Here is a 24,668-nt window from a genome sequence, read left to right on the forward strand (position 1 = left end):
CCTCTCCCAAGCTTTTCCATTTATCCGGCCAAACCGCCGGCATCTGGAGGTCGTCATGCCGTCAAGGAACAGGATCGCTTATGCGTTCCTTGCGCCCTATCTCCTGATTTTCGCCACCTTCTGGGTTTGGCCGATCATCAGCTCGTTCATGCTGTCGTTCCAGAACACACGCATCAATCCGTGGCGCTTCGCGCCCTCCATGAACTGGGGGCGGCTCGTCTCCGACCCGGCTTTTTATAACGCGCTCTACAATACGCTGATCATTCTGGTCATTCAGGTGCCCGTCATGATCGCGCTTGCCACCGTCATGGCGGTGCTCTTGAATTCACCGCTCTTAAAGGCGCGGCCACTCTACCGTTTTGCCTTTTTCGCGCCTGTTGTTGTCGGCGAGGTTGCCTATGCAGCTGTTTTCCGGCTGATGTTCAGTGCCGATTTTGGCATCATCAACAAGCTCATCACCTCCGTCGGCCTTTCGCCCATTTCGTGGTTCGACAATGCCAATGCCGCCATGGCGCTCGTCATCATCGCGGTTACCTGGCGCTGGGCGGGGTATAACGCCATCATCATTCTGGCCGGGCTGCAATCCATCCCGGGTGATGTCTATGAGGCGGCGACGCTGGACAAGGTGAGCAAACGGCAGCAGTTCTTCTACATAACCCTGCCGCTCCTCAAACCCATCATCCTCTTCTGCGTCGTCCTGTCGGTCATCGGCACCATGCAGCTTTTCGCCGAACCCTTCCTCATCACCAACAGGGGCGGGCCGGGCGGCGGCACGGAGACGCTGGGGCTGTTCCTTTACCGGCAGGGCTTCACCTCGCTCAATTTCGGTTATGCCTCGGCCATTGCCTACACCATGGCGGCGCTCGCCATCGCCATTTCGCTGCTCAATCTATGGGTCGGGAGGGAGCCGAAATGAGATCGAAATCGAGATCGCTTTTCTGGCAGAAGATCGCGCTGCATGCGGCGCTGACGCCGCTTGCCATCATCTGGCTGTTTCCGCTGTGGATGATGTTCGTATTCTCGACGATGCCGGATTACGGCATTTTCAGTCCGGACATTGTTCTGGTGCCATCCACCAACTTCATCGAGAATTTCGAGAACCTTCAGGCGGATACGAATTTCCTGCGGGCCATGTTCATCTCGATCACCGTCGCTGTCATCTACACTGTCCTTTCGGTGTTCCTGACCTCGATGGCGGGCTGGGCGTTGGCGCGGTACCGCTTTGCGGGACGCGGGGTGGTGATCGCCATCATTCTCGGCACCATCACCCTGCCTTTTGCGGTCGTCGTCATTCCGCAGTTCATCATGGTGGCGCGCGAATTCAAGCTCGCCAATACCTGGGTGGCGCTGATCGTGCCGCCGCTGTTCAATTCGCTCGGCGTGCTGTTCATGCGGCAATCCTTCTCGATGATGCCGACGGAACTCTTCGATGCGGCACGGGTGGAGGGCGTCAAGGAGTGGCAGATATTTCTGCGCATCGCCCTGCCGCTGGCGCGTCCCACCATGGCGGCGCTGTCGATCATCCTGTTTCTGGCCTCGTGGAACAACTATCTCTGGCCGCTTCTCATCAATTCCCGCCCAGGAATGATGACCGCACCCGTGGCGCTTGGCACCCTCATCGGGCTCACCAAAGTGTCATGGGGCGGCATTATGGCCGGCGCGGTGCTGCTCACCGCACCCATCCTCGTGGTTTTCGTGGCATTGCAGCGTCACTTCATCGCCGGCATTTCCGCCGGGGCAGTCAAGTAAGGGGAGGCCGTATGGCGGAACTTTCGCTCAAGAACGTGGTCAAGCGTTACGGCGCGCTCGAAGTCATCCATGGCGCCGACCTCGATATTGCCGACGGCGAATTCGTCGTCTTCGTCGGCCCCTCCGGATGCGGCAAATCCACGCTGCTGCGCATGATCGCCGGGCTGGAAGACATATCGGATGGCGATGTCAGCATCGGCGGCAGGACGGTCAATGATGCCGATCCGGCGGATCGCGGCATCGCCATGGTGTTCCAGTCCTATGCGCTTTATCCGCATATGACGGTTGCCGAAAACCTGTCCTTCGGCCTTCGAATGAATGGCAATCCCAAGGCCGATACGCAAAAGCGGGTCAACCGCGCCGCCGAAATCCTGCAGATCAACGAGTTGATGGAGCGCCGGCCGAAGCAACTTTCCGGCGGCCAGAGGCAGCGTGTCGCCATCGGCCGCGCCATCGTGCGTGAACCGCAGGTTTTCCTGTTCGACGAGCCGCTCTCCAACCTCGATGCGGAGCTGCGGGTGCAGATGCGCGTCGAGATATCGCGGCTGCACAAGCAGCTCGGGACAACGATGATCTATGTGACCCATGACCAGACCGAGGCGATGACGCTGGCCGACAAGATCGTCGTGCTGCGTGCGGGCAATATCGAACAGGTCGGCGCGCCGCTCGATCTTTACGATGATCCCGCCAACCGCTTCGTTGCCGGTTTCGTCGGTTCGCCGAAGATGAATTTTCTCGACGCGACCATCATCGGCAGCGGCGCGGAGAGCGTGACGCTCTCGCTCGACAGCGATCCTGCGGTGCGGCTGACCCTGCCGACAAAGGCCCGCTTGAACGACGGAGCCCGTGTTTCGCTCGGCATCCGGCCCGAACATTTTTCCGATGCGGGGCAGGGCGATGCCGATCTCACCGTGCATGTCGATGTCGCCGAACATCTCGGCAATACCAGCTACGTTTATGCCCGTACCGAAGGCGGCGAGCAGCTCATCATCGAGAGGCCGGAATCGCGCGACGTCGGCAATCGCGACCGGCTGACGGTCGGTCTTTCCGCCCGCCGGGCCTTCCTTTTCGACAGCAAGGGCGAACGCCTGCGCTGAACCTTTTCCCAAGCACCTACATAAGACGAGGATTTCATGACGACCGAACAACCGATCCGCTGGGGCATCATCGGCCCGGGTACTATCGCGAAAACATTCGCTGACGGCATCGCCCATTCCCGTACCGGCAGGTTAGAGGCCATCGCCACCCGCAATCCGGACAAGCCCGGCCTGGCCGAGGCCTTCGCCGGTGCGCGCATCATCCATGGGTACGATGCGCTGCTTTCCGATCCCGATATCGATGCCGTCTATATCGCCACACCCCATACCGGCCATGCCGAATGGGCGATCAAGGCCATCCGCGCCGGCAAGAATGTATTGGTGGAGAAACCGATTGCGCTTTCCGCCTACGATGCCGACGCCATTTTCCACGAGGCGAGAAAGGCAGGCGTCTTTGCCGGCGAGGCCTATATGTATCGCCTGCACCCGCAGACGGCGAAATTGCTCGAACTGGTCAAGAGCCGCGCGGTTGGCGATATCCGCATCATCCGTTCCAGCTTCGGTTTCAACATGGGTTCGTTCCGGGCCGATCACCGGCTCTTCGCCAATGAGATGGCGGGCGGCGGCATTCTCGATGTCGGCGGCTATCCGGTCTCGATGGTGCGGCTGATTGCCGGCGCGGTGGATGGCAAACCCTTTGCCGAGCCGGAAAAGGTGGCGGGCGCTGCCCATCTCGGCCAGTCGGGTGTCGACGAATGGGCCTCGGCCGTGCTGAAATTTTCCAATGGCATCGTCGCCGAAGTGTCCTGCTCCATTATGGCGGGGCAGGACAATGTGCTGCGTATCATCGGCTCGGAAGGGCGGATCGAGGTCAAGGACTTCTGGTATGCCGCGGGCCACAAGGGCGGCACCGGCCGGATTGATATCTTCAGGGGCGACAAGGTGGAAACCATCGAGCTGCCGGAGGATCGTTGGCTTTATTCCTTTGAGGTCGATGCAGCGGGTGAGGCGATCCGTGAGAGCAAAAAGGAATTCGATGCACCGGGCATGGGCTGGGCCGACAGCCTCGGCAATCTGCGTGTCATGGATCAATGGCGCGCCTCGGTCGGCCTTGAATACAGCGTCGAAAAGGCAACCTCGCGCGTTGCCAATATTACCGGCGGCAAGGTCGTGGCTGGAAACACGGTTCCGAAACGGCAGGTGCCGGGCCTTGCCAAGCCCGCTTCCGTGGTCGCGCTCGGTTTCGAATTTTTCCCCAATTTTGCTTCTGCATCGCTGACGCTCGATGCTTTTTACGAGGCGGGCGGCAATCTGTTCGATACGGCCTATGTCTATGGCGCCGGCAGGACCGAGGCGATTTTCGGTGACTGGCACACCAGCCGCAATGTGCCGCGCGAGGAGATCGTGCTGATCGGCAAGGGTGCGCATTCGCCGCTCTGCTATCCTGATATGATCGCCAAGCAACTCGACCAGTCGCTGGAACGTCTGAAGACGGATTATGTCGATGCCTATTTCATGCATCGCGATAATCTGGATATTCCGGTCGGTGAGTTCGTCGATGCCATGGATGCCGAGGTTCGGCGCGGCCGCATTCGCGGCATTTTCGGTGGTTCGAACTGGACGCGCGAGCGCATGGACGAGGCGGCCGCCTATGCTCAGAAGAACGGCAAACAGGCCCCGGGCGCGCTTTCAAACAATTTCTCGCTCGCCGAAATGCTCGATCCGATCTGGGCGGGATGCGTGGCGGCATCGGATGACGAGTGGAAGGAATGGCTGAAATCCCGCCAGATCCCCAATTTTGCCTGGTCCAGCCAGGGGCGCGGTTTCTTCACCGACCGGGCAGGGCGCGACAAGCAGGATGATGAGGAAATCGTCCGCGTCTGGTATTCCGACCGCAATTTCGTCCGCCGCGACAGGGCGATCGAACTTGCGCAGAAACTTGGGCGGCACCCGATCCATATCGCGCTCGCTTATGTCATCGCCCAGCCTTTCCCGGTCATCCCGCTGATCGGACCGCGCACCATCGCTGAACTGGAGGACAGTCTTTCGGCGCTGGATATCAAGCTGACGGCCGAGCAGGTGAAGTGGCTGGAGGCGTGAAAGACAATGAGGCGGCGGATTTATCCGCCGCCTCATTGGGATAGAGAAGGCTTTGCGGCATGTTTCTTCTCTCCACCGTGGAGAAGAAACAAGCGGTATCCGCTCATCCAATGCTCGATCCTCCGCGTACGGACATCTTCCACCTTCATTCCTCTCCCGGCGACTGCTAAAGCGTAGGTTCATAAACCGTGCGGCCCAGCACCGCGCGCAAACGATCTACCGGGGTCCCCATGAGCGATATCGACCGAATCCGTGCGCAACAATTGATGCAGGAGGCTGATATCGACGCGCTGGTGTTGTTCCAGCCGGAAGCTTTCCGCTATGCGGTCGGTGCTCATGCCGGTGTCGCGACGATGTGGGGCAGGGCGGGCTCAGTGATTGCGCTGGTGCCCGCCGATGCTGGTGCAGGGCTTGCTGCTGTCGTCAGCGATCATGCCGCCCCGCTCGTCAGAAAGGCCGCGCCGGATATCGATCTGCGCTGCCATCGCATCTGGATCGATATGGTCGATCTGTCCGGTACTGAGGCCATCGGGCAGGTGGACGATGCCTATCGCCGCCATAATGCCGGCGGCCCGAGGCCGGAGACATTCGATCGCACGGCCTGTTTCGGTCTGTTGGCTGACCTGCTGCAGGAGCGTGGACTATCGGGCGCGCGCATCGGCGCCGATCTCGAATTCATGCCCGCTGCCGATTTTCTGGCGCTGCGTCAGGCGCTTCCAGATGTGAACTGGATCGACGGTTCGACGGTGTTGCGCCGCCTGCGCGCGGTGAAATCCGAACGCGAGATCGGGCTTCTGCGGGGCGCGGCAGCGGCGGCTGAGGCCGGGCTGGTCGCAATGGCGGCGGCCGTGAGGCCCGGAGCAGCGCTCGGCGGACTTTCTGCCGCCTGGAAGGCCGGCGTGCAGGCGCATGCCATGAAATCCGGTTTTTCACTGAGCGGGCATTGGGATTACATATCCGTGGGGCCTGCCTTGTCGGATATGGCGGCGGTTGTGACACCGGGTGCGCTGATCAAGGCAGATGTCGGTACGCTGGTCGACGGTTATTCGTCGGATGGTGCAAGAACCTTTTCATGGGGGCCGGTCTCGCCTTTGGCGTCCGATATCTTCAAGGCGCTGGAAGCAGCCTTCGCCTGCGGGCTGGAAGCGCTTCGCCCCGGCAACAGCTTCGGTGCGGTGCACGCCGCGATGCTCGCCTCGATGCGTAAGGATGGTTTCAGCGAATATTATCGCGGCCATTTCGGCCATTCCGTCGGCGGTGGCGTGGGCATCGAGGAATGGCCGTTCTTTTCCCATGACAATCCGGAAATCATTCTTCGGGGCATGGTGGTTGCGCTCGAAGCGCCCTTTTATGGCGAAGGGCTGGGGGCTTTGATGATCGAGGACCAGTTTCTCGTTACATCATCTGGAGTGGAGTGCATGAACAGCCTCCCACGCACCCTGCGGGATTTGTCACTGGAGTGACGACCTGCCGCCGTGCTCTGCCTCAGAGGAAATCGTCGCGGCGCGGGGTGAAGCAGTCGATCAGCTCGCCCTCTTCGAGACACAGGCAACCATGCTCGATATGGCCGGGCACAACAAGGCTGTCGCCCTTCTGCAAGTCATAGGCTTCACCATCGCGGTAAAAACGGAAACTGCCGCTGGCGACATAGGTGGATTGCACATGCGGATGGCTGTGCAGCTTGCCTTCGGCACCGGTTTTGAAACGGAACGAAACCACCATCAGCTCCGGCGCTTCGGAAAGCACGGTGCGTTCGACACCATCGTCGGGTGAAACGGTGGGGAATGTCGGTAGCTGCTGCATGTCGTTCTCCTCAATCATGTAATGCGGTTTAGGCAGTTTCAGCGCGGCGCGCGCAGCATGGCGCGATACCGCGTCTGGCTGCTTTTCAGGTGGTTGCGCATGGCGCTTCGCGCCGCATCCTCGTTGCCGTCCTGTATGGCGATCAGGATCGCTTCGTGTTCGCCGACGAGGCGGCTGAGATCGGCAGGTGAAAGCACGGTTTCTGAGCCGTTTTCGGCCACGGCGCGGCGTGGAATGACGGTCGGCCCCAGCACCTGCAGGAACTCGCTGAAGCGGGGATTGTTGGTCGCCTCGGCCACGGCGAGATGAAAGGCGAAATCGGCTTCGGCCGTCGGGCTGCCCTTGGCGGCGCTGGCGCGGAAGGCATCGAAGGCCTCGATGATCTTTTCTTCCTGCGCCGGTGAACGGCGAATGGCGGCAAGGCCGGCGGCATCGCCTTCCACGGCCGTGCGTAGCTCCAGCATCTCGATCAGCGAGGAGACGCGTGCGAGATCAACATTGTGGAAGGGCCGCCGCTCCGCAGGTGCGGGCTCCAGCACGAAGACGCCGGCGCCCTGACGGGGTTCGACCAGACCGTCGGATCGCAGCGAAGCGATAGCCTCGCGCACCACCGTGCGGCTGACGCCGAATTCCTGCGTCATCTGCGCTTCGGAGGGCAGGCGGTCGCCCGTCTTGTAACGGCCCTTGGCGATCTGGCTGCGGAGTTCCTCCGAAACCTTCACCACAAGCGTTCTGCCCTGTGGAGCGCCCGGTTCGGAGGTTGTCGCTTTTGTCATCTTGGTCGCCGTTCTAAAAAATGTCGGTTGCGTGCACCGGTCCTCGATACGTCATTCGCTGCCCGGCTTGCAATCCCGCCGCTTGCGCCGGGAATGTTTCATGCGGCATCTCAGCTTTCCCTGAAGATCGGATTGTCGACGAACACGCCACCCTGAAACCGCACCAGCGCATCCTCAGGGGCAGGCTTCGGCGTTGTCGCTGATATATGCTGCCGGAAGGTCTCGGCATTGTCCTTCGGTTTCCAGCCGAGATAACCGAGATGCGAATTGTCCCACCAGCCGGCATCATTGGCCGATGCGCCCCAGACGACCGGGCAGCCGAGCACCGGTGCGCGAAACACCGCTTCGATCAGCGACACAAAATCATCGTATGAGAACCATGTGGAAAGCATGCGGTAATTGGTGGGTTCCGGTGTGCAGGAGCCGATGCGCACCAGCGCCGTCTCCTGCCCGAACTTCTCGAAATACATGCGGGCAAGGCTTTCGCCGAAACATTTGGAAACGCCGTAAAGCCCGTCCGGCCGGACGGGCACGTCGGGACCGAGCCTCTCGGTCTGGGAATAATAGCCAATTGTATGGTTTGAGCTGGCAAAGACGATGCGCGGCCGGCCATGGGCGCGGGCGGCCTCGTAGAGATTATAAAGCCCGATGATATTGCCCTGAAGGATTTGTTCGAAGGGCTTCTCCACCGATATGCCGCCCAGATGAACAATGCCGTCGCAACCGGCGACCATGGCATCCACGGCATTCGCATCCGCAAGGTCGCATTGCACGCATTCCTCGTTCGGCCCTGCCGGGTTGAGCGGGGCGAGATCGGCAAGACGCAATATCCCGGCCATCGGTGCAAGGCGTTCACGCATCACGCGGCCAAGCTGGCCCGCCGCACCGGTAACAAGAAGCCGTTTCATTGCAATTCTCCCAAGCCTGTTCCACGTCCGCAGCGTGGTCGAGATATGCCGGCACCTCTTGACCTTGTCATACAGATCGTACAAAAAGCGGATAACATATATTATGTGCCATACGCAACAATCATGAAGGATGAGTTTGATGCTGACCGTCGAAACAAGGCAGGCCGTGAACCCGGAATATGCAAAAACGCTGGATACCGAAGGGCTCCGCCGGCATTTCCTCGCCAACGACATGTTCCGTTCCGGTGAAATCAGGCTGATCTATACCCATTACGACCGTTTCGTCATGGGCGGCGCGGTGCCAAATGGTGCGCCGCTGACGCTGGACAAGGTGGAAGAAACCAAGACGCCGTCCTTCCTCGACCGGCGTGAAATGGGCATCGTCAATATCGGCGAGGCGGGCACCGTCAGCGCCGGCGGCGAGACCTACACGCTCAATCGCGGTGACGTGCTTTATCTCGGTGCGGGCAGCGGCGCGGTAACGTTTGATGGTGCTGGCCGATTCTACATCACGTCTTGCCCGGCGCATCGCAGCCTGCCGGCAAAGCTCGTCAGCCTTGCCGACAGCAAGGAGGTCAAGCTTGGCGCGACCGAAACTTCCAACAAGCGCACCATCAACCAGTTCATCCATCCGCTGGTCATGGAAAGCTGCCAGCTGGTGCTGGGTTATACGATGCTTGAGGACGGCTCCGTCTGGAACACCATTCCCTCGCATATTCATGACCGCCGCATGGAGGCCTATCTCTATTTCGGCATGGATGAAAAGTCGCGCGTCCTGCATCTGATGGGCGAGCCGCAGGAGACCCGCCATCTGTTCATTTCGAACGAAGAAGGCGCGATTTCGCCGCCCTGGTCCATCCATTCCGGTGCCGGCATCGGTTCTTACACCTTCATCTGGGCGATGGCGGGCGACAATGTTGACTATACCGACATGGACTTCATCCAGCCGGGGGATCTGAAATGAGAAATCCCTTTTCGCTTCAAGGGCGTAAGGCGCTCGTGACAGGCGCGAATACCGGTCTTGGCCAGGCGATTGCGGTGGGGCTCGCCGCAGCCGGTGCGGAGGTGGTCTGCGCCGCGCGCCGCGCACCGGATGAAACGCTTGATATCATCGCGAAGGATGGCGGCAAGGCGAGCGCCCTGTCGATCGATTTCGCCGATCCGCTGGCGGCGAAGGACAGTTTCGTCGATGCCGGCTTCGATATTCTCGTCAACAATGCCGGCATCATCCGCCGTGCCGATTCAGTCGAGTTTTCCGAACTCGACTGGGACGAGGTTATGGACGTCAATCTCAAGGCGCTGTTTTTTACCACGCAGGCCTTTGCGAAAGAGCTGTTGGCAAAAGGTCGGCCCGGCAAGGTGGTCAATATCGCCTCGCTCCTGTCGTTTCAGGGCGGCATTCGCGTCCCGTCCTACACGGCGGCGAAACATGGCGTTGCCGGTCTCACCAAGCTTCTGGCGAATGAGTGGGCTGCGAAGGGCATCAATGTGAATGCCATCGCGCCCGGTTACATCGAAACCAACAATACCGAGGCGTTGCGCGCGGATGCCGCCCGCAACAAAGCCATTCTCGAGCGTATTCCGGCCGGCCGTTGGGGTCATTCCGAAGATATCGCCGGTGCAGCGGTCTTTCTGGCTTCGCCGGCGGCGGATTACGTGCATGGCGCCATTCTCAATGTCGATGGCGGCTGGCTGGCGCGTTGATCTGTGACAGATTTTCGAAATTCATCATACAAGATGTATGATGAGTTGTTGACAAAGATGCGGCAAGCGGCTTAGGTGGCTTTCAGTCAGTGAACTTGCAGAGGAATTTCGATGATGAACCCTGAACAAATCAAGACGGCGCTTGGCTCCGGTCTGTTGTCTTTCCCGGTCACCCATTTCGATGCCGAGGGTCGTTTTGCGGCCGATAGCTACAGGGCCCATGTCGAATGGCTCGCCGGATACAAGGCGCCGGTGCTGTTTGCCGCCGGCGGCACGGGTGAGTTCTTTTCGCTGAAGCCGGATGAGATCCCCACCATCGTCTCCGCCGCCAAGGAAGTTGCCGGCGAAACCGCCATTGTTTCCGGCTGCGGTTACGGCACCGAGATCGCCGTTGATATTGCCCGCTCTGTCGAAAAGGTCGGTGCTGACGGTATCCTGCTTCTGCCGCATTACCTCATCGATGCGCCGCAGGAAGGGCTATACGCTCATATCAAGAAGGTGTGTCAGTCGGTCGGCATCGGCGTCATGGTCTATAACCGTGACAATTCCGTGCTGCAGGCCGATACGCTGGCGCGTCTCTGCGACGAATGCCCGAACCTCGTCGGTTTCAAGGACGGCACCGGCGATATCGGCCTTGTGCGCCAGATCACCGCCAAGATGGGTGACCGCCTGATGTATCTTGGCGGCATGCCGACGGCGGAACTGTTTGCCGAAGCCTATCTCGGCGCCGGCTTCACCACCTATTCCTCGGCTGTCTTCAACTTCGTGCCGGGCCTTGCCAATGAGTTCTATGCGGCGCTGCGTGCCGGTGAGCGCGCCACCTGCGAGCGCATCCTGACGGAGTTCTTCTATCCGTTCATGGCGATCCGCAACCGTGCCAAGGGTTACGCCGTCTCCGCCGTCAAGGCCGGCGTGCGCCTGCAGGGCTTCAACGCCGGTCCGGTGCGTGCGCCGCTGAAGGACCTGACGAATGAGGAAATCGGCATGCTCGATGCCCTGATCGGCACGCATAAGCGCAAAGCCTGATTAGGGGGCCTGGTCGAGACAAGCGGGAGGGGAGCCATGAAAATCACGGCGGTGCGCACGCATCTGCTCGAGCACCGGCTGGACACGCCGTTTGAAAGCGCATCCATGCGCTTTGATCGACGCGCCCATATTCTGGTTGAGATCGAATGTGACGACGGGACCGTCGGCTGGGGTGAATGCCTCGGCCCGGCACGGCCGAATGCCGCCGTGGTTCAGGCTTATGCGGGCTGGCTTATCGGCCAGGACCCGCGCCAGACCGAAAAAATCTGGGCCGTGCTTTATAATGCCCTGCGCGATCAGGGCCAGCGCGGCCTCAGCCTCACTGCCTTGTCCGGCATCGACATTGCGCTCTGGGACATCAAGGGCAAGCACTATGGTGCTTCCATCTCGATGCTGCTCGGCGGGCGCTGGCGTGAAAGCGTGCGCGCCTATGCGACCGGCAGTTTCAAGCGCGATGGCGTTGACCGCGTCTCCGACAATCCCTTGGAGATGGCGGAACGCCGGGCAGAGGGTTTTCACGCCTGCAAGATCAAGATCGGTTTCGGTATCGAGGAAGACCTCAGGGTCATCGCTGCGGTGCGGGAAGCCATCGGGCCGGATATGCGGCTGATGATCGACGCCAATCACGGTTATACCGTCACCGAAGCCATCACGCTCGGCAATCGCGCTGCCGATTATGGTATCGACTGGTTTGAGGAACCGGTGGTTCCCGAACAGCTTGATGCCTATGCCCGGGTGCGGGCAGGTCAGCCAATCCCGGTTGCGGGCGGCGAGACCTGGCATGGGCGTTATGGCATGTGGCAGGCGCTTTCCGCCGGTGCTGTGGATATTCTCCAGCCCGATCTATGCGGCTGCGGCGGCTTTTCCGAAACCCAGAAGATTGCGACGCTTGCCACGCTGCACGGCGTGCGCATCGTGCCGCATGTCTGGGGGACCGGCGTGCAGATCGCCGCCGCCCTGCAATTCATGGCGGCGATGACGCCCGATCCGGTGCGCGTCAATCCGATAGAGCCGATCATGGAGTTCGACCGCACCTATAATCCCTTCCGCCAGGCCGTGCTGAGCAAGCCGATCGAGGCGGTAAACGGCATTGTCGCCATCCCCGATGGTCCGGGTCTTGGAATTGAGATCAACCGCGACGCATTGCTTGAATTCAGGATGCCAGACCCGTGAGCGAACTCGTCAGAAAACTGAGCGGCACAGCGCCTCGGCCCGCCTTCCCGAAAGGGGCCGTCGACACGCAGATGCATATGTATCTGCCCGGTTATCCGGCCTTGCCGGGCGGGCCGGGCCTGCCGCCGGGCGCCCTGCCGGGACCGGAGGACTATCGCAAGCTCATGCAATGGCTCGGCATCGACCGGGTCATCATCACTCAGGGCAACGCCCATCAGCGCGATAATGGCAACACGCTCGCCTGTGTTGCTGAGATGGGCGAAGCGGCCCGCGCCGTGGTCATTATCGATGCGAGTACGACCGAGAAGGACATGGAAAAGCTTGCCGCCGCCGGCGCCGTTGGCGCGCGCATCATGGATCTGCCTGGCGGTGCGGTGAACCTTTCCGAGCTTGAGGCGGTGGATGAGAGGGCGCACGCGGCTGACTGGATGGTGGCGGTGCAATTCGACGGCAATGATCTTCTCGACCACCTGCCACGTCTTCAGAAAATCCGCTCACGCTGGGTGTTCGATCACCACGGCAAGTTCTTCAAGGGCATCAAAACGGACGGTCCGGAAATGACTGTTCTTCTGAAGCTGATGGATCGCGGCAATCTCTGGTTCAAGTTCGCCGGCGTCTATGAAAGTTCGCGGGAGAAGTGGCCCTATGAGGATGTCGCCGCCTTTTCGCGGGTGATCGCCGCCCATGCGCCGGAGCGCATCGTCTGGGGCACCAACTGGCCGCATAATTCGGTGCGCGAAACGGCTGCCTATCCGGACGATGCCCGCCTTGCTGAACTGACGCTCGGCTGGCTGTCGGATGAGGCGGCCCGTCATCGTGCACTGGTGAAAAACCCTGAGGCCCTGTTCAAGCTGCGGCCATTTACGACGGCATAGTTCACACCGGATGGCCGATAGCTTCCAGGCCCCGTCGCAATAAGGCCCCGCTATGCCGGGGCCTTTTCCGTTTCGGCGGCAAGCAGCCTCTGCTGTTCATGCTCGTCAAACGCCATCAGGTTGCCATGCCGGCTGCGGCGTATGCGGTTCATATGCTCGCGCGGACTTAGCCCCAGCGTGCGTTTGAACATGCGCGAGAAATAATAGGGGTCGCCATACCCCACCTCGGCGGCGGCCGCCGAGACTGAAAGCCCTGCCTCGAGAAAATGCATGGCGCGTTCCATGCGCTTGAATTCCTGATATTTCCGCGGCGTCCGGCCAACCCGTTTCTGGAATTCGCGCAGGAAATAATCTCGATTATAGGGTGCCGCATCGGTCGCCCTGCCGGCAATATCAGGGTCCAGCGGATTGGCCGAAATCATGGTGATCGCCTTCATCACCGCAAGGTCGAGGCCTTCCGTGCCTTCCGGCTGGAAACTCGGGCGGTCAACCCATCCGAGGAAGGCATCGTCGATGAAGGCGATCAGAAGCACCATGAAAAGATGGTGCTGGCCGAGTGTCACGGAAGAGGGCGGGGCGCTCTGCCGGTAGTGACGCACGAGCGGCTCCAGCAGCGGCCAGCGGCTCAGCCGTAATTTCGGCTTCAGGTCCATCTGCGCGATCAGGTTGTGGCGGCCGTAAATGTCGAGCGTGAAATGCTGCGCCACGCCGCGATAGGTCACGGCCTGCTCGTTCCAGCCGACAAAGCGCTGCCCCCGGAAAATCAGCATGGCGTCACCGGGTTCGAGCACCCGCGCCTCGCCATCGACGAGATAGTGCCCGCGTCCTTCCAGGCAGATGATGAGATCGTCCACCTGATTGGATTTGTCGATCTGCCAGGTGCGCGAATGCTCCATCTTGATCGTCGCGCGCGTCAGGTTGAGGTTGAGCGCCGCAGGCGGAACTGATGACAGAATGCCACCTTCGATTTCGTCCATCTTTTTCCTCGTCTTTGTTAATTCACCTTGGCGCGGAAATTTGGTCTTGTCACCGCATAAATAGCTTTTACGCGCCGTATCAATGAGAGAGGAGATCGGTCGCGGCGAGAAATTGCGCCATCACGCGTCCGCCGCCGGCCGTTCCAGGAGAATCACTTGTACGAAATTGTATTCTGTCAGTCGCGTTCCATTGGGGCGCGGGGAGGTGCGTCATGAAATCTCAGCGCTTCCTCGGGCTGGGATATCTGACGCCTTATATCATCGGGCTGCTGGTCTTTACCGCGATCCCGTTTCTTGGCTCACTCTATCTCAGCTTCACCCGTTACGACCTGATGAGCGATCCAAGCTGGGCGGGGCTGGCGAATTACGAGCGCCTGTTCACCCGCGACCGCACCTTCATGAAATCGCTGAACGTTACCCTGTTCTACGTGTTTCTGACGGTGCCGCTGAAGCTTGCCTTCGCCCTCTTCATTGCGGCGATACTCAATTACAAGCTGCAATTCATCAACTTCTTCCGCACGGCCTTTTATGTGCCGTCCATCCTCGGCGGCTCGATCGCGATTGCGGTGCTGTGGCGCTACATCTTTGCAAGCGAGGGGCTCGCCAATATGGCGTTGGCGGCCGTCGGCCTGTCGCCGGTTGATTGGTTCGGTGATCCCGGCAACGCGCTTTTCACCATCACGCTGCTGCGCTGCTGGCAGTTCGGTTCGGCGATGGTGATCTTTCTCGCCGCCCTGCAATCCATCGACAAATCGCTTTACGAGGCGGCCGCCATCGATGGCGCGGGCAAGGTCAGGACCTTCTTCTTCATCACGCTGCCGCTTTTGACACCCGTGATCTTCTTCAACCTCATCATGCAGATGGTGCAGGCATTCCAGGAGTTCAACGGACCATACATCATCACCCAGGGCGGGCCGCTGAAGTCCACTTACCTCCTGCCACTTTACATCTACGACGAGGCCTTCAAGAAGTTCAACATGGGCTATGCCTCCGCCATCGCCTGGGTGCTTTTCACCATCATCACCGTGCTGACCCTCGTGGCCTTCTGGTCCTCGAAGAAGTGGGTCTATTACGCCGGCGACAAGCGGAATTGATGCCATGACCGATATCGCAACCCTAAACGACATGCAGGCGGCCCGCCGGGCACGGCTCAGGCTGCTCTCCACCTCCGTCCGCTACGTGCTGCTGTTCGCCGTCGGCCTCGTCATGCTTTACCCGCTGATCTGGCTGGTGGGCGCAAGCTTCAAGACCAATTCGGAAATCTTCTCCGGCGCCGGCTTCATCCCGGAAAACCCGACGCTGGATGGCTATATCCGCGGCTGGGAAACCTCGACGCCCTATACGTTCGGCCGGTTCTTCTGGAATTCGTTCCTGATCATCCTGCCGAAGGTCATCGGCACGGCGATTTCCTGCACCATGGCGGCCTATGCCTTTGCCCGCTTCGATTTTCCGCTGAAGAAAATCCTGTTCGGCTCGGTCATCGCCATCCTGCTCCTGCCGAATGTCGTCACCCGCATTCCGCAATATATTCTGTTCCGTGATCTCGGCTGGCTGGATAGTTTCCTGCCGCTCTGGGTTCCCTCGGCTTTCGCCGGTGATGCCTTCTTCGTCTTCATGCTGGTGCAGTTCCTGCGCTCGCTGCCATCGGACATGGAAGAGGCCGCCCGCGTGGATGGCGCCAACAGCCTGCAGACGCTCATCTATATCGTCGTGCCGATGCTGGCGCCGGCGCTGATCTCGGTCTGCCTGTTCCAGTTCATGTGGACGATGAACGATTTCCTCGGGCCGCTGATCTACCTGTCCTCCGTCGACAAATATCCGGTGAGCCTCGCGCTCAAACTCTCCATCGACACCACCGAAGCCTTTGAATGGAACCGCATCCTGGCGATGTCGGTGCTGACGATCGCGCCTGCGCTGATCGTGTTCTTCGCGGCGCAACGGTATTTCATTGAAGGGATCTCGTCTGGCGGGGTCAAGGGCTGAAAATGGCAAGCGTTCAACTTAAAAATCTCGAAAAAATCTATGGCGGCAGCTTCAAGGCCGTGCATGGCATCAATCTCGACGTCGAGGATGGTGAGTTCATGGTGTTTGTCGGCCCCTCCGGCTGCGCCAAATCCACGACGCTGCGCATGGTGGCGGGGCTGGAGGAAATCACCGGCGGCGAAATCCTCATCGGTGACCAGCGTGTCAACGACCTGCCGCCCGGCAAGCGCTCCATCGCCATGGTGTTTCAGAACTACGCGCTTTATCCGCATATGAAGGTGCGCGGCAATCTCGCCTTCGGCCTGAAGATCGCCGGTGTCGCCAAGCCTGAGATCGAAAAGGCGATCGACAATGTCGCGCGCATTCTCGAAATCGAGCCGCTGCTCGACCGGTTGCCGAAGCAGCTTTCCGGCGGACAGGCGCAGCGTGTGGCGCTGGGTCGCGCGCTCATCAAGAAACCTGGCGTGTTCCTGTTCGATGAGCCGCTGTCCAATCTCGATGCCAAGCTGCGCGCCTCCATGCGGGTACGCATCACCGATCTGCACCGCCAGCTGAAGGCGGAAGGCCTGTCCTCGACCGTCATTTACGTTACGCATGACCAGACGGAAGCCATGACCATGGGGGACCGCATCTGCGTGATGCAGGCCGGGCGCATCATGCAGGTCGCGACGCCGAAGGAGCTCTACAACCATCCCGCCAATCTGTTCGTGGCCGGTTTTATCGGTATGCCGGAAATGAACCTCGTGGATGTGACCATCGACGGTGCGGAATTCGTCATTGGCGGGCAGCGCCTGCCAATCGGCGAACATCTTGAAAGGCGTCTTTCAGCAAAGCCGGTAGATGCCGTCATCGGCATTCGCCCGCAGCATCTCTCGCTGGCAGGCGAGGCTGATGGTCCGGTCTTGCAGGCGAAGCTGACCAACGCGGAATTCATGGGTCATGAGGTCTATCTGCACGCCGATCTCGGCGGCCAGAAGCTGGTGAGCGTGGTGGGGGCGGCGGAGTTCGAAGCGCTCGGACGCGACGGTATCCTACGGCTGAAGCCGGACCCGGAGAAGCTGCATATTTTCGACAAGGCCGATGGCCGCAACGTCTCGCTGTGAGGAGGGGACGCGCGTGCCTGATTTTTCGAGGAGGAGAAGAACAATGAAGATGATGACAAGAATGATGGCGATGCTCGCCGGTGCCGCCTATGTCGCCATGGCGGCGGTCTCCGCGGCGGGTGCTACGGAACTGCGCATGTCGTGGTGGGGCGGCGAAAGCCGCCATGTCGCCACCCAGAAGGCCATTGCCGCTTGCGGCGAGAAATACGGCCACACGGTGAAGGGGGAATTCACCGGCTTCGATGGCTATCTGGAAAAGCTGACCACGCAGATGGCCGGCAAGACGGAAGCCGATATCGTTCAGGTCAACTGGCCATGGCTGCCGCTGTTTTCCAAGAACGGTGAAGGTTTTGCCGATCTGCGCCAGCTGAAACCGCTCGATCTTTCGCAATGGGCAGAGAGCGATCTGGACGCTGGTTCGATGAACGGCGTGTTGCAGGGGCTTTCCGTCTCCACCACCGGCCGCGTCTTTTTCTTCAATGCCACCACCTTCGAAAAGGCGGGTGTTGAAATCCCCAAGACTTGGGATGAGTTCTTTGCGGCAACCAAGACCATCAAGGAAAAGCTCGGCAAGGACTATTACACCTTCAATGCCGTGAAAGAGACCGCCCAGCTGCTCGTAACGCTGGCCATCGTGCAGAAGACCGGCAAGGATCTGGTCGACCCCAAGACCAACCGCGTGTCCTGGACGCCGGAGGAGCTGGCAGAGGGGATCTCCTTCGTCGGCAAGCTGGTCGAAACCGGCTCCATCCGCTCCCAGAAAGAGGAAGCGGCCGATGGCAACGTCAATCTCTATGAAAAGCCGTCCTGGTCCGAAGGCCGCATCGCCGGCTCCTATGAATGGGACTCGACCTATTCGAAATATGCCGATCCCCTGAAGGAGGGACAGGTTCTGAAACCGGTGCCGATGCTGAAGCTTGCCGATGCCGTGACGGAAGGCGTTTATCGCAAGCCCTCCATGGTGTTTTCGATCTCGAAAAACTCCAAAAATCCGGAAGCGGCTGCGCAGATTCTGAATTGCCTGCTTAACGAGCCGGAGGGCGTCGATGCGCTCGGCACCTCGCGCGGCCTGCCCGCTTCGAAGGCTGCGGCGGCGCGTCTGGGTGACAAGGGCGAGCCGGAAGTGCGCGCCGCCAACGCCATCGTCATGGCGGCATCGGGACCGGTGGTTTCACCCTTCAACGAACATCCTGAAATCCGCTCGGGCTTCATCGATACGCTGGAGGAATATGCCTATGGCCAGCTGACGGCGGAACAGGCGGCCGAGCAGATCATCGATACCACCAACGATGTTCTTGCCAAGTTCGATTGACGACAATGGCCCGCCGCCTCTGGATAGTGGCGGGCCCTTTATCCGGCCGCCGGATGATATGAAGCATGTCCGCCAAGGGTTTGCCGGCCATTCACGAAAGACGAGACGAGAGCATGAACGAACCCCTTGTCATCGCGTCTTCGGCGCGAACGGCAGCGCTTTGCCTTGCCGCGCCCGGCGCTCGATATTATCTGCCGTCCAAAACGGAATGGCGTCTGACGTCGGCGGATGGCGATGAACGGAGTGGCGAAACCGCGACCGTGGTGACGCTGCTGCATGATCTCTCCCCGGATACGCGCTATATCTTCGAAGCGGAAGGGTTCGGAAGGCTGGAGTTCAGAACCGTTTCCTGTGCCGGGCTTGTCGATGCCGCGGCATTTCAATTGTTGCCGGATATTGCGCTTGATGATGAAGAGGGCGCGCGCGCCAATGCGCAGGCGCTGGAAAGGGCGGTTGCCGCCGTGCCCCAGGGCGGCACGTTGCGACTTGCAGCCGGTGTCTGGACCGCCTTTCCCGTGCGCCTCAAAAGCAACATGACCTTTCACCTTGCGCAGGGAGCCGTACTGCGCGCACCTTCCACCCGCAGGGGATGGCCGATATTGCCCGCACGCGATGAGGCCGGCCGCATGCTGGGCAGCTGGGAAGGATTGCCGGATGCCTGCTTTACCGCGCCGGTTCATGCCATCGGGGTAGATAATCTCGTCATCGAGGGCAGGGGCATTCTTGATGGCTCCGGCGACAAGGGCGACTGGTGGCGCTGGCCGAAAGAAACCCGCGATGGCGCGCGCCGACCGCGCGGCCTTCACCTCGTCTCCTGCCGGAAGACAAATCTGCTCGGTTTCACCATCCGAAACGCCGCCTCATGGACGATCCATCCGCAGGGCTGTGAAGAGTTGATCGCCGCCGGTCTCAGCATCGTCGCGCCGCATGACAGCCCGAACACCGATGGTTTCAATCCAGAAAGCTGCCGCAACGTCACGATATCAGGCGTGCGCTTCTCCGTCGGAGACGATTGCATCGCGGTGAAGGCGGGAAAGCGAGGCCCTGACGGCGAGGACGATCATCTTGCGGAAACACGCGGCGTGCGTGTAGGTCATTGCCTGATGGAGCGCGGCCATGGCGGGCTGGTGATCGGTTCGGAAATGTCCGGCGGCGTGCATGACGTGGCGGTTGAGGATTGCGACATGATCGGCACGGATCGCGGCCTGCGCCTCAAGACACGGCGCGGGCGGGGCGGCACCGTCAGCAACATCGCCATGCGCCGAGTGCTGCTGGATGGCGTGAAGACCGCGCTTTCCGCCAATGCCCACTACCATTGCGACGCCGATGGACATGATGACTGGGTGCAGTCGCGAAACCCCGTACCGGTCGATGGCGTCACGCCCTTTATCGACGGCATTACCGTGGAGGATGTCGAAATCCGCAATCTCTCCCATGCTGCCGGCGCGTTTCTCGGTCTTGCCGAAGCGCCCATCCGCAACGTCACCATCCGCAATCTCACCATCGTCTCGCGCGATCCGTCGGCCATCGCAACGCCGCCGATCATGGCCGACCGGGTGCGCCCCATGCGCCATGAGGCGATTGTTTTCGAGCAGGCGCATATAGTCTGCGATAATCCCGCCCTGCTGAGCGACGCTTCCGTTTCCATTGTGTCAGATTTCGATTGAGAAACTCCATGAAAGCCACTGAATATTTTGATCAATTCTCGAGCCGCTATCGCTACTACAAGGGCGGAAGCTGGTGTTACGAGGATGGATGTCTCTATCGCGGCTTGCAGCAGCTGTTCGAGGCGACCGGAGAGGCGCGCTGGAATGACCATCTGCACCGTCTGGCCGATGCACAGATAGCGGCTGACGGAACGCTCGCCGGTTACGATCCGCAGGAATATAATATCGACCATATTCTCGCCGGCCGCATTCTCTTTCCCCTTGCGGTGGAAACGGATGATCCGCGTTACCTCGCTGCGGCGGAACATCTGGCGGGACAACTCCGCAGCCATCCGCGTATTGCCTCCGGGAATTACTGGCACAAGAAGCGTTATCCGCACCAGGTCTGGCTGGACGGGCTTTATATGGGACTTCCTTTCCAGATCGAATATGCGCAGGCGACGGGCCGAACAGAACTGATCGACGATGCGCTGCGGCAGTTTTCAGCGGCGCTCGCGGCCACGGCGGATAGTGGCGGGCTTTATGCCCATGGTTACGACGACAGCCGCAGCCAGCGTTGGGCCGATCCTCAGAGCGGCAAGTCTCCCGCCATATGGGCGCGTGCGGTGGGCTGGCTCGCCATGGCGCTGGTGGACGCACTGACCATCCTGCCTGAGGATGGAGCGACGGCGGAGCTTCGGGAGAGCACACGGCGTCTTCTGGCGGGCATCATCGCACGGCAGACTAAGACGGGCCTCTGGATGCAGGTTCTCGACAATCCGGGCCTTGCGGGCAATTATGAGGAAACATCCGCCTCGGCGATGTTTGCCTATGCCTTGCTGCACGCAGTGCGGCTGAAGCTTGTGCAGGGCGAAGAGGCGACTGCTGCCCTTTCGGCGGGCTGCCGCGCGCTTGAGACGCTTCTGGAAACGCGGCTGAAAGCCGATGAAGAGGGCGTGATGCGCCTCACCGGCATCGTGCATGTCGCGGGCCTTGGCGGCTTCGAGGGCAATTATCGCGATGGAACGCCGGAATATTATCTGACCGAACCGGTGGTGTCCGACGATGCCAAGGGTGTCGGGCCGTTGATGATGGCCTATGCCGAAAGCCTGCTTCTGGCCAAGCCGCAGGCGCAGGCTGTTTCAGCGGCGTCATCTGCGGGGTAAATTCCCCCGTCGGTCACGCCTTGTTTTTTTCGATGAAACGGATGGCGTCGCCGACGGTCAGGATCGTGCTTGCGGCGGAATCTGGAATTTCCACTCCGAATTCCTCCTCGATTTCCATGACGATCTGAACCGTCTCCAGGGAATCCGCACCGAGATCGTCAGCAAAATTGGCATCGTCCACCACATTGGCGGGGTCGGCGCCAAGCTGGTCCACGATGATTTTTCTGATACGTTCTGCAATGGTGGACATGGTGAGACTCCGAGAAAGTTGCTTGCCGCCGAACCCGCCCGATCTGAATTTGCGCCGAAGATATCCAAGCGAAATCAAGCTGAATTCAAAAGGACAGGCCGCAGAGTCAAAGGGTCAAAAGATCGATGACATCCGGACGTAGCACGCCTTTCGCAGCCGCGAAAGGGTGTCGATCACCCTTTAGTACCCTATAATAATACGGGATGTTTGCCACGTTAACCAGTTTGTGACTGGCAGCGGCAAACCGCTACGCGCTAAAGCTCGTTGCTTGTGAACTTTTAAATCCGCCAGCCACACCGAGCCTCACGCCATGGTCCAGTCGTCCCCGGAACGCTTCATATTGCTCGACGGCATAAGGGGAGTGGCTGCCCTTTTCATCGTCCACCGCCATGCCGAGGATCTGTTCGGGAAAAGCACGGCTTCGAGCTATCTCGCCGTGGATTTGTTCTTTGCGCTCAGCGGTTTCGTGTTGGCGCATGCCTATAGCCGGAAGCTGAGCGAAGGGGCGATTACACCGGGCTTTTTTTTGAAGGCGCGCTTTGCGCGTCTTTACCCTCTTTATGCGCTGGCGCTGGCGTTGATGGCGGCTTATTTCATCTGCCTCTATGTGCTGGGCGTGCCGACGCCGATCGACGATCTGCATCGTCTGGTCGATCCCGGCGAGCTCGCTTTTGCTCTTTTCACGGGGCTGCTGTTTTTGCCGGCGCCCTTTACGCTGACCCTGAACGGCGCGTTGTTTCTCGTCAGCCCTGCATGGTCGCTTTTCAACGAACTGGTGGTGAATGCGTTTTATGCCCGCTGGGGTGTTCGGGCGACGACGAGACAGACCGCTGTGGTGCTCACCGTCAGCGCGCTTGTGCTGATGGTGGCGGCCACCGAGTTCGGCCGTTTGCATGCGGGGTTTCGCTGGCACGAAATGTATGCGGGCATGGGCCGGGTGTTCTTCTCGTTTTTTGCCGGCGTGCTGATTTACCGTTTCCGCAATCGCGTACCGCAGTTGAAACCCTTTCAGGCGGCACTTTGCCTTCTGCTGGTCTGTTTCATTCTGGCTGTGCCCATGTCGCGCGAGCTTCGGCCGTTCTTCGATCTTGCGGTTGTCCTGTTTGTCTGGCCGCTGCTGCTATTCGTGGCCAGCAAGACGGTTCCGGGGCGCGGGGTGGGAATGGTGTCGGTGTTTCTCGGCACGGCGTCCTATGCGGTCTATGTGCTGCATATTCCGCTTCTGGCCTGGACGGAGTTTCTGATCCCGGCGGGGCACAGGGAAAATCTCGCTCTGCCGGCGGGCATTGTTTTTCTCATCGCCACGACGTGCCTGTCATGGTGGCTGACGGTCTATTATGACCAGCCCGTTCAGAAATGGTTGAAGAACCGGTTGAGAAAGCGGAGTGAAATCCGCCAGCCGGTATGATCCTGCCTTGCGGCTGCGAACCTCAATAATGGGCGAAAATCGGGGCTGTCAGCACGAAAGCTGCGACGAGGCTGATGATCGTCAGTTTCGCCGCTCGCATGCGGCGCATTTTGCGGCCGCTCCAGTCATACGTCATACTCACCTCCACGCAGACGCAAAACTTACCGGCATGGGGACAGTCAGGACCCGGCGCGGGCCGGTCATGGTCCCGCAACTCACCTGATGCACATTCCATACCCAAGCTTCCCGGATGCGCCTGATCGCGCGCGGGACGCTCAATTTCAGTGTTGCCTGATATACGGCTTTTGCCAAGCCGTTATTTTCATCGGTGATTTTGAAGGCCGCTTCGCGTGGTTGCAACGAAAAGGGCGGCAACAGCATCACCGGTAAAGAGGCGGCAGACCCTGAATGGCATAACGCGGCAGCGGTCTCCACGGTCTTACGCGTTCATGTTTGTGAACGCCGAACAGAAACAGCATTTCCTCCGAGATATCGGCGGGGTCGGTCAAGCCATCCTGAAAGAGCTGGATCACCTTGCGGGCGGCATTGTTGTAGAGAACGATTTCGTCATCCATGGTGTGGCGATCATAACCGAGACCTTCCAGCACGGACTGGAGCATTTTGAGGTCCTGCGATGTGATGATGCAATTTTCATATGCGGAAGACATGGCGTCCTCCTTTCTTGTGAGGTTCACAAAAGCCGGAGCGTCGCGCTGCCATCCGGAGATGGTGCGAGGACGCTTCAACGCCTTGAGACGCGGGCAGCGCCAGGGGAACCGTTGCCGGCCCGTGGCGTCATGCATGTCGCGTGAATTCCGAATCGCTTCCCTGGTGGTCAGCAGGCGGTACAGGGCTGGAAATGCAGCAGGCCTGACGGTGGCAACGCCCTTTAATTACCGATGAAGAAGCGTGCGCCGTTTATGGGGAATAGGCAAGTTAATTCCGTTACCGCAGGGAAGATGCAGCATTCGCTGCCGCAGGCAACAAAAAAGGCCGGGGCAATATTGCACCGACCTTCCTCATATCGCTCTCAACACCAGTGCCAGTACATCCGTGGTCAAAAGTCCGAAGCGACTAAAACAACTGCGAACATCGATTTCATTCGCGCTCACCAGCAGTTGCCATGAGAGCTATTTAAACTGGCAATGTGGCCAAAACAAGTCCGGCGCCTATCGCGATGTTTTTATTCGTCGTGGCTTGCCGGCTGCGCGTCGCACTACTTCTTTTTGCCGTCCGCTGTCGTGGCATTTGCGAACTTGACCTGCGAACCGGCTGGCGGCGCTGCAGCTACTTTCGCCGTCTTGTCCTTCTTCGGTTTACGGACTTCCTTGTTACTGCGCAATTGACCCTTGGCCATGGTGTCCTCCTCCTGTTGGATTGATGGGGCCTTGAGCGGGTATGAGATAATCCGTTCAAGACCCGTTCGATCGTCGATGCTGGAAATCCCGTCCGGCTATTTCTTGCCGGATCGTTTTTTTGCGGAAACGGGCGTGTCGGTTATGATCGTCGCTTCCTGGGCTTCGCGAAGCTGGCGAAGGCGTTCCGTTTTGCGGGCGCGCTGAGCGGCCTCGGCGTTTATGATCTGCTTTGCGGCGCTATCCGTCAGTGACGCCTTGTCCTGCGCGGATAGTTTGCCGGGTTTGAAAAAAGCTTCTTTTGTCGCAGCCATGGC

Annotated in this window: 25 protein-coding genes; 17 read left to right on the forward strand and 8 right to left on the reverse strand. The window is 59.9% G+C overall.

The features are described from left to right. The first annotated feature begins 55 nt into the window (after positions 1-55). The 5 genes from DA915_RS23335 (at position 56) to DA915_RS23355 (ending at position 6,349) form a co-directional block, all read left to right on the forward strand. Entirely contained in the window at positions 56-916 is an 861-nt protein-coding gene (locus DA915_RS23335) for a carbohydrate ABC transporter permease (protein ID WP_003523586.1), read from the forward strand. Then, a complete protein-coding gene (locus DA915_RS23340; RefSeq protein ID WP_026372464.1) occupies positions 913-1,749 on the forward strand; it encodes a carbohydrate ABC transporter permease in 837 nt (278 codons plus the stop codon). The genes DA915_RS23335 and DA915_RS23340 overlap by 4 nt, the downstream gene beginning before the upstream one ends. A gap of 11 nt (positions 1,750-1,760) precedes the next feature. Beyond that, complete coding sequence (locus DA915_RS23345) at positions 1,761-2,846, forward strand: ABC transporter ATP-binding protein (RefSeq protein ID WP_003510391.1); 1,086 nt, start codon at positions 1,761-1,763, stop codon at positions 2,844-2,846. Between the two features lie 36 nt (positions 2,847-2,882). Continuing rightward, a complete protein-coding gene (locus DA915_RS23350; RefSeq protein WP_107677445.1) occupies positions 2,883-4,886 on the forward strand; it encodes an aldo/keto reductase in 2,004 nt (667 codons plus the stop codon). Positions 4,887-5,116: 230 nt separating this feature from the next. Next, positions 5,117-6,349, forward strand: a complete 1,233-nt coding sequence (locus DA915_RS23355; RefSeq protein ID WP_107677446.1) for a Xaa-Pro peptidase family protein — start codon at positions 5,117-5,119, stop codon at positions 6,347-6,349. A 22-nt stretch (positions 6,350-6,371) separates the two neighbouring features. On the opposite strand, the gene DA915_RS23360 is transcribed toward DA915_RS23355, so the two are convergent. The 3 genes from DA915_RS23360 to DA915_RS23370 form a co-directional block, all read right to left on the reverse strand. Beyond that, complete coding sequence (locus DA915_RS23360) at positions 6,372-6,689, reverse strand: cupin domain-containing protein (RefSeq protein ID WP_003499912.1); 318 nt, start codon at positions 6,687-6,689, stop codon at positions 6,372-6,374. Positions 6,690-6,727: 38 nt separating this feature from the next. Continuing rightward, on the reverse strand, positions 6,728-7,465 hold the full coding sequence (locus DA915_RS23365) for a FadR/GntR family transcriptional regulator (protein ID WP_003508113.1): 738 nt from the start codon (positions 7,463-7,465) through the stop codon (positions 6,728-6,730). A gap of 110 nt (positions 7,466-7,575) precedes the next feature. Continuing rightward, positions 7,576-8,373 (reverse strand): NAD(P)-dependent oxidoreductase, encoded by a 798-nt coding sequence (locus tag DA915_RS23370; protein WP_107677447.1) that lies wholly within the window; start codon positions 8,371-8,373, stop codon positions 7,576-7,578. A 139-nt stretch (positions 8,374-8,512) separates the two neighbouring features. On the opposite strand from DA915_RS23370, the gene kduI reads away from it, so the two are divergent. From kduI to DA915_RS23395, 5 genes are all read left to right on the forward strand, one after another. Beyond that, positions 8,513-9,337 carry a 5-dehydro-4-deoxy-D-glucuronate isomerase gene (kduI, locus tag DA915_RS23375; protein ID WP_020812567.1) on the forward strand — a complete coding sequence of 275 codons (825 nt, stop codon included), beginning with the start codon at positions 8,513-8,515 and terminating at the stop codon, positions 9,335-9,337. Continuing rightward, a complete protein-coding gene (gene kduD / locus DA915_RS23380; protein ID WP_020812566.1) occupies positions 9,334-10,077 on the forward strand; it encodes a 2-dehydro-3-deoxy-D-gluconate 5-dehydrogenase KduD in 744 nt (247 codons plus the stop codon). The genes kduI and kduD overlap by 4 nt, the downstream gene beginning before the upstream one ends. A 114-nt stretch (positions 10,078-10,191) precedes the next feature. Beyond that, complete coding sequence (kdgD, locus tag DA915_RS23385; protein WP_080867429.1) at positions 10,192-11,103, forward strand: 5-dehydro-4-deoxyglucarate dehydratase; 912 nt, start codon at positions 10,192-10,194, stop codon at positions 11,101-11,103. A gap of 36 nt (positions 11,104-11,139) precedes the next feature. Further along, positions 11,140-12,276, forward strand: coding sequence for a D-galactarolactone cycloisomerase (locus DA915_RS23390; protein ID WP_107677448.1), 1,137 nt, complete (start codon positions 11,140-11,142; stop codon positions 12,274-12,276). Beyond that, positions 12,273-13,151 (forward strand): amidohydrolase family protein, encoded by an 879-nt coding sequence (locus DA915_RS23395; RefSeq protein WP_107677449.1) that lies wholly within the window; start codon positions 12,273-12,275, stop codon positions 13,149-13,151. Before DA915_RS23390 ends, DA915_RS23395 begins: the two co-directional genes overlap by 4 nt. Positions 13,152-13,201: 50 nt before the next feature. On the opposite strand, the gene DA915_RS23400 is transcribed toward DA915_RS23395, so the two are convergent. After that, on the reverse strand, positions 13,202-14,128 hold the full coding sequence (locus DA915_RS23400; protein WP_107677450.1) for an AraC family transcriptional regulator: 927 nt from the start codon (positions 14,126-14,128) through the stop codon (positions 13,202-13,204). 212 nt (positions 14,129-14,340) lie between these two features. Here DA915_RS23400 and DA915_RS23405 point away from each other — a divergent pair, with 212 nt between their 5' ends. The 6 genes from DA915_RS23405 to DA915_RS23430 all read left to right on the forward strand — a co-directional run bounded on the left by DA915_RS23405 (position 14,341) and on the right by DA915_RS23430 (position 21,338). After that, positions 14,341-15,222 carry a carbohydrate ABC transporter permease gene (locus tag DA915_RS23405; protein WP_004444977.1) on the forward strand — a complete coding sequence of 294 codons (882 nt, stop codon included), beginning with the start codon at positions 14,341-14,343 and terminating at the stop codon, positions 15,220-15,222. Between the two features lie 4 nt (positions 15,223-15,226). Then, entirely contained in the window at positions 15,227-16,111 is an 885-nt protein-coding gene (locus DA915_RS23410; protein ID WP_003508131.1) for a carbohydrate ABC transporter permease, read from the forward strand. Between the two features lie 2 nt (positions 16,112-16,113). Then, positions 16,114-17,214: an ABC transporter ATP-binding protein gene (locus tag DA915_RS23415; protein WP_107677451.1), complete on the forward strand. Its 1,101-nt coding sequence runs from the start codon at positions 16,114-16,116 to the stop codon at positions 17,212-17,214. 43 nt (positions 17,215-17,257) lie between these two features. Continuing rightward, complete coding sequence (locus tag DA915_RS23420) at positions 17,258-18,526, forward strand: ABC transporter substrate-binding protein (protein WP_107677452.1); 1,269 nt, start codon at positions 17,258-17,260, stop codon at positions 18,524-18,526. A gap of 113 nt (positions 18,527-18,639) precedes the next feature. Beyond that, on the forward strand, positions 18,640-20,193 hold the full coding sequence (locus tag DA915_RS23425; protein ID WP_107677544.1) for a glycoside hydrolase family 28 protein: 1,554 nt from the start codon (positions 18,640-18,642) through the stop codon (positions 20,191-20,193). Positions 20,194-20,201: 8 nt separating this feature from the next. After that, complete coding sequence (locus DA915_RS23430) at positions 20,202-21,338, forward strand: glycoside hydrolase family 105 protein (RefSeq protein WP_107677453.1); 1,137 nt, start codon at positions 20,202-20,204, stop codon at positions 21,336-21,338. Between the two features lie 13 nt (positions 21,339-21,351). Here the strand turns inward: DA915_RS23430 and DA915_RS23435 are convergent, their stop codons facing one another. Next, on the reverse strand, positions 21,352-21,588 hold the full coding sequence (locus DA915_RS23435; protein WP_020810476.1) for an acyl carrier protein: 237 nt from the start codon (positions 21,586-21,588) through the stop codon (positions 21,352-21,354). 310 nt (positions 21,589-21,898) lie between these two features. On the opposite strand from DA915_RS23435, the gene DA915_RS23440 reads away from it, so the two are divergent. Then, entirely contained in the window at positions 21,899-22,996 is a 1,098-nt protein-coding gene (locus tag DA915_RS23440; protein ID WP_107677454.1) for an acyltransferase, read from the forward strand. A 380-nt stretch (positions 22,997-23,376) separates the two neighbouring features. On the opposite strand, the gene DA915_RS23445 is transcribed toward DA915_RS23440, so the two are convergent. The 3 genes from DA915_RS23445 to DA915_RS23450 form a co-directional block, all read right to left on the reverse strand. Next, positions 23,377-23,664 (reverse strand): hypothetical protein, encoded by a 288-nt coding sequence (locus DA915_RS23445; RefSeq protein WP_020810478.1) that lies wholly within the window; start codon positions 23,662-23,664, stop codon positions 23,377-23,379. Between the two features lie 548 nt (positions 23,665-24,212). Continuing rightward, on the reverse strand, positions 24,213-24,353 hold the full coding sequence (locus DA915_RS29025; RefSeq protein ID WP_003508140.1) for a hypothetical protein: 141 nt from the start codon (positions 24,351-24,353) through the stop codon (positions 24,213-24,215). 96 nt (positions 24,354-24,449) lie between these two features. Beyond that, complete coding sequence (locus DA915_RS23450) at positions 24,450-24,665, reverse strand: hypothetical protein (protein ID WP_003508141.1); 216 nt, start codon at positions 24,663-24,665, stop codon at positions 24,450-24,452. Positions 24,666-24,668: the final 3 nt, after the last annotated feature.

It is taken from the genome of Agrobacterium sp. LAD9 (genome assembly GCF_003031125.1).
In the GTDB taxonomy this organism is placed as follows: domain Bacteria; phylum Pseudomonadota; class Alphaproteobacteria; order Rhizobiales; family Rhizobiaceae; genus Agrobacterium; species Agrobacterium radiobacter.

Excerpts from the sequence above, each read along its gene's own strand:
- DA915_RS23420 (WP_107677452.1), top strand. The coding sequence starts at position 17,258 with ATGAAGATGATGACAAGAATGATGGCGATGCTCGCCGGTGCCGCCTAT.
- DA915_RS23390 (WP_107677448.1), top strand. The coding sequence starts at position 11,140 with ATGAAAATCACGGCGGTGCGCACGCATCTGCTCGAGCACCGGCTGGAC.
- DA915_RS23435 (WP_020810476.1), bottom strand. The coding sequence starts at position 21,588 with ATGTCCACCATTGCAGAACGTATCAGAAAAATCATCGTGGACCAGCTT.
- DA915_RS23440 (WP_107677454.1), top strand. The coding sequence starts at position 21,899 with ATGGTCCAGTCGTCCCCGGAACGCTTCATATTGCTCGACGGCATAAGG.
- DA915_RS23450 (WP_003508141.1), bottom strand. The coding sequence starts at position 24,665 with ATGGCTGCGACAAAAGAAGCTTTTTTCAAACCCGGCAAACTATCCGCG.
- DA915_RS23345 (WP_003510391.1), top strand. The coding sequence starts at position 1,761 with ATGGCGGAACTTTCGCTCAAGAACGTGGTCAAGCGTTACGGCGCGCTC.
- DA915_RS23360 (WP_003499912.1), bottom strand. The coding sequence starts at position 6,689 with ATGCAGCAGCTACCGACATTCCCCACCGTTTCACCCGACGATGGTGTC.
- kduI (WP_020812567.1), top strand. The coding sequence starts at position 8,513 with ATGCTGACCGTCGAAACAAGGCAGGCCGTGAACCCGGAATATGCAAAA.
- DA915_RS23445 (WP_020810478.1), bottom strand. The coding sequence starts at position 23,664 with ATGTCTTCCGCATATGAAAATTGCATCATCACATCGCAGGACCTCAAA.
- DA915_RS23415 (WP_107677451.1), top strand. The coding sequence starts at position 16,114 with ATGGCAAGCGTTCAACTTAAAAATCTCGAAAAAATCTATGGCGGCAGC.
- DA915_RS23340 (WP_026372464.1), top strand. The coding sequence starts at position 913 with ATGAGATCGAAATCGAGATCGCTTTTCTGGCAGAAGATCGCGCTGCAT.
- DA915_RS23370 (WP_107677447.1), bottom strand. The coding sequence starts at position 8,373 with ATGAAACGGCTTCTTGTTACCGGTGCGGCGGGCCAGCTTGGCCGCGTG.
- DA915_RS23335 (WP_003523586.1), top strand. The coding sequence starts at position 56 with ATGCCGTCAAGGAACAGGATCGCTTATGCGTTCCTTGCGCCCTATCTC.
- DA915_RS23405 (WP_004444977.1), top strand. The coding sequence starts at position 14,341 with ATGAAATCTCAGCGCTTCCTCGGGCTGGGATATCTGACGCCTTATATC.
- DA915_RS23410 (WP_003508131.1), top strand. The coding sequence starts at position 15,227 with ATGACCGATATCGCAACCCTAAACGACATGCAGGCGGCCCGCCGGGCA.
- DA915_RS23350 (WP_107677445.1), top strand. The coding sequence starts at position 2,883 with ATGACGACCGAACAACCGATCCGCTGGGGCATCATCGGCCCGGGTACT.
- kduD (WP_020812566.1), top strand. The coding sequence starts at position 9,334 with ATGAGAAATCCCTTTTCGCTTCAAGGGCGTAAGGCGCTCGTGACAGGC.
- DA915_RS23425 (WP_107677544.1), top strand. The coding sequence starts at position 18,640 with ATGAACGAACCCCTTGTCATCGCGTCTTCGGCGCGAACGGCAGCGCTT.
- kdgD (WP_080867429.1), top strand. The coding sequence starts at position 10,192 with ATGAACCCTGAACAAATCAAGACGGCGCTTGGCTCCGGTCTGTTGTCT.
- DA915_RS29025 (WP_003508140.1), bottom strand. The coding sequence starts at position 24,353 with ATGGCCAAGGGTCAATTGCGCAGTAACAAGGAAGTCCGTAAACCGAAG.
- DA915_RS23355 (WP_107677446.1), top strand. The coding sequence starts at position 5,117 with ATGAGCGATATCGACCGAATCCGTGCGCAACAATTGATGCAGGAGGCT.
- DA915_RS23400 (WP_107677450.1), bottom strand. The coding sequence starts at position 14,128 with ATGGACGAAATCGAAGGTGGCATTCTGTCATCAGTTCCGCCTGCGGCG.
- DA915_RS23365 (WP_003508113.1), bottom strand. The coding sequence starts at position 7,465 with ATGACAAAAGCGACAACCTCCGAACCGGGCGCTCCACAGGGCAGAACG.
- DA915_RS23430 (WP_107677453.1), top strand. The coding sequence starts at position 20,202 with ATGAAAGCCACTGAATATTTTGATCAATTCTCGAGCCGCTATCGCTAC.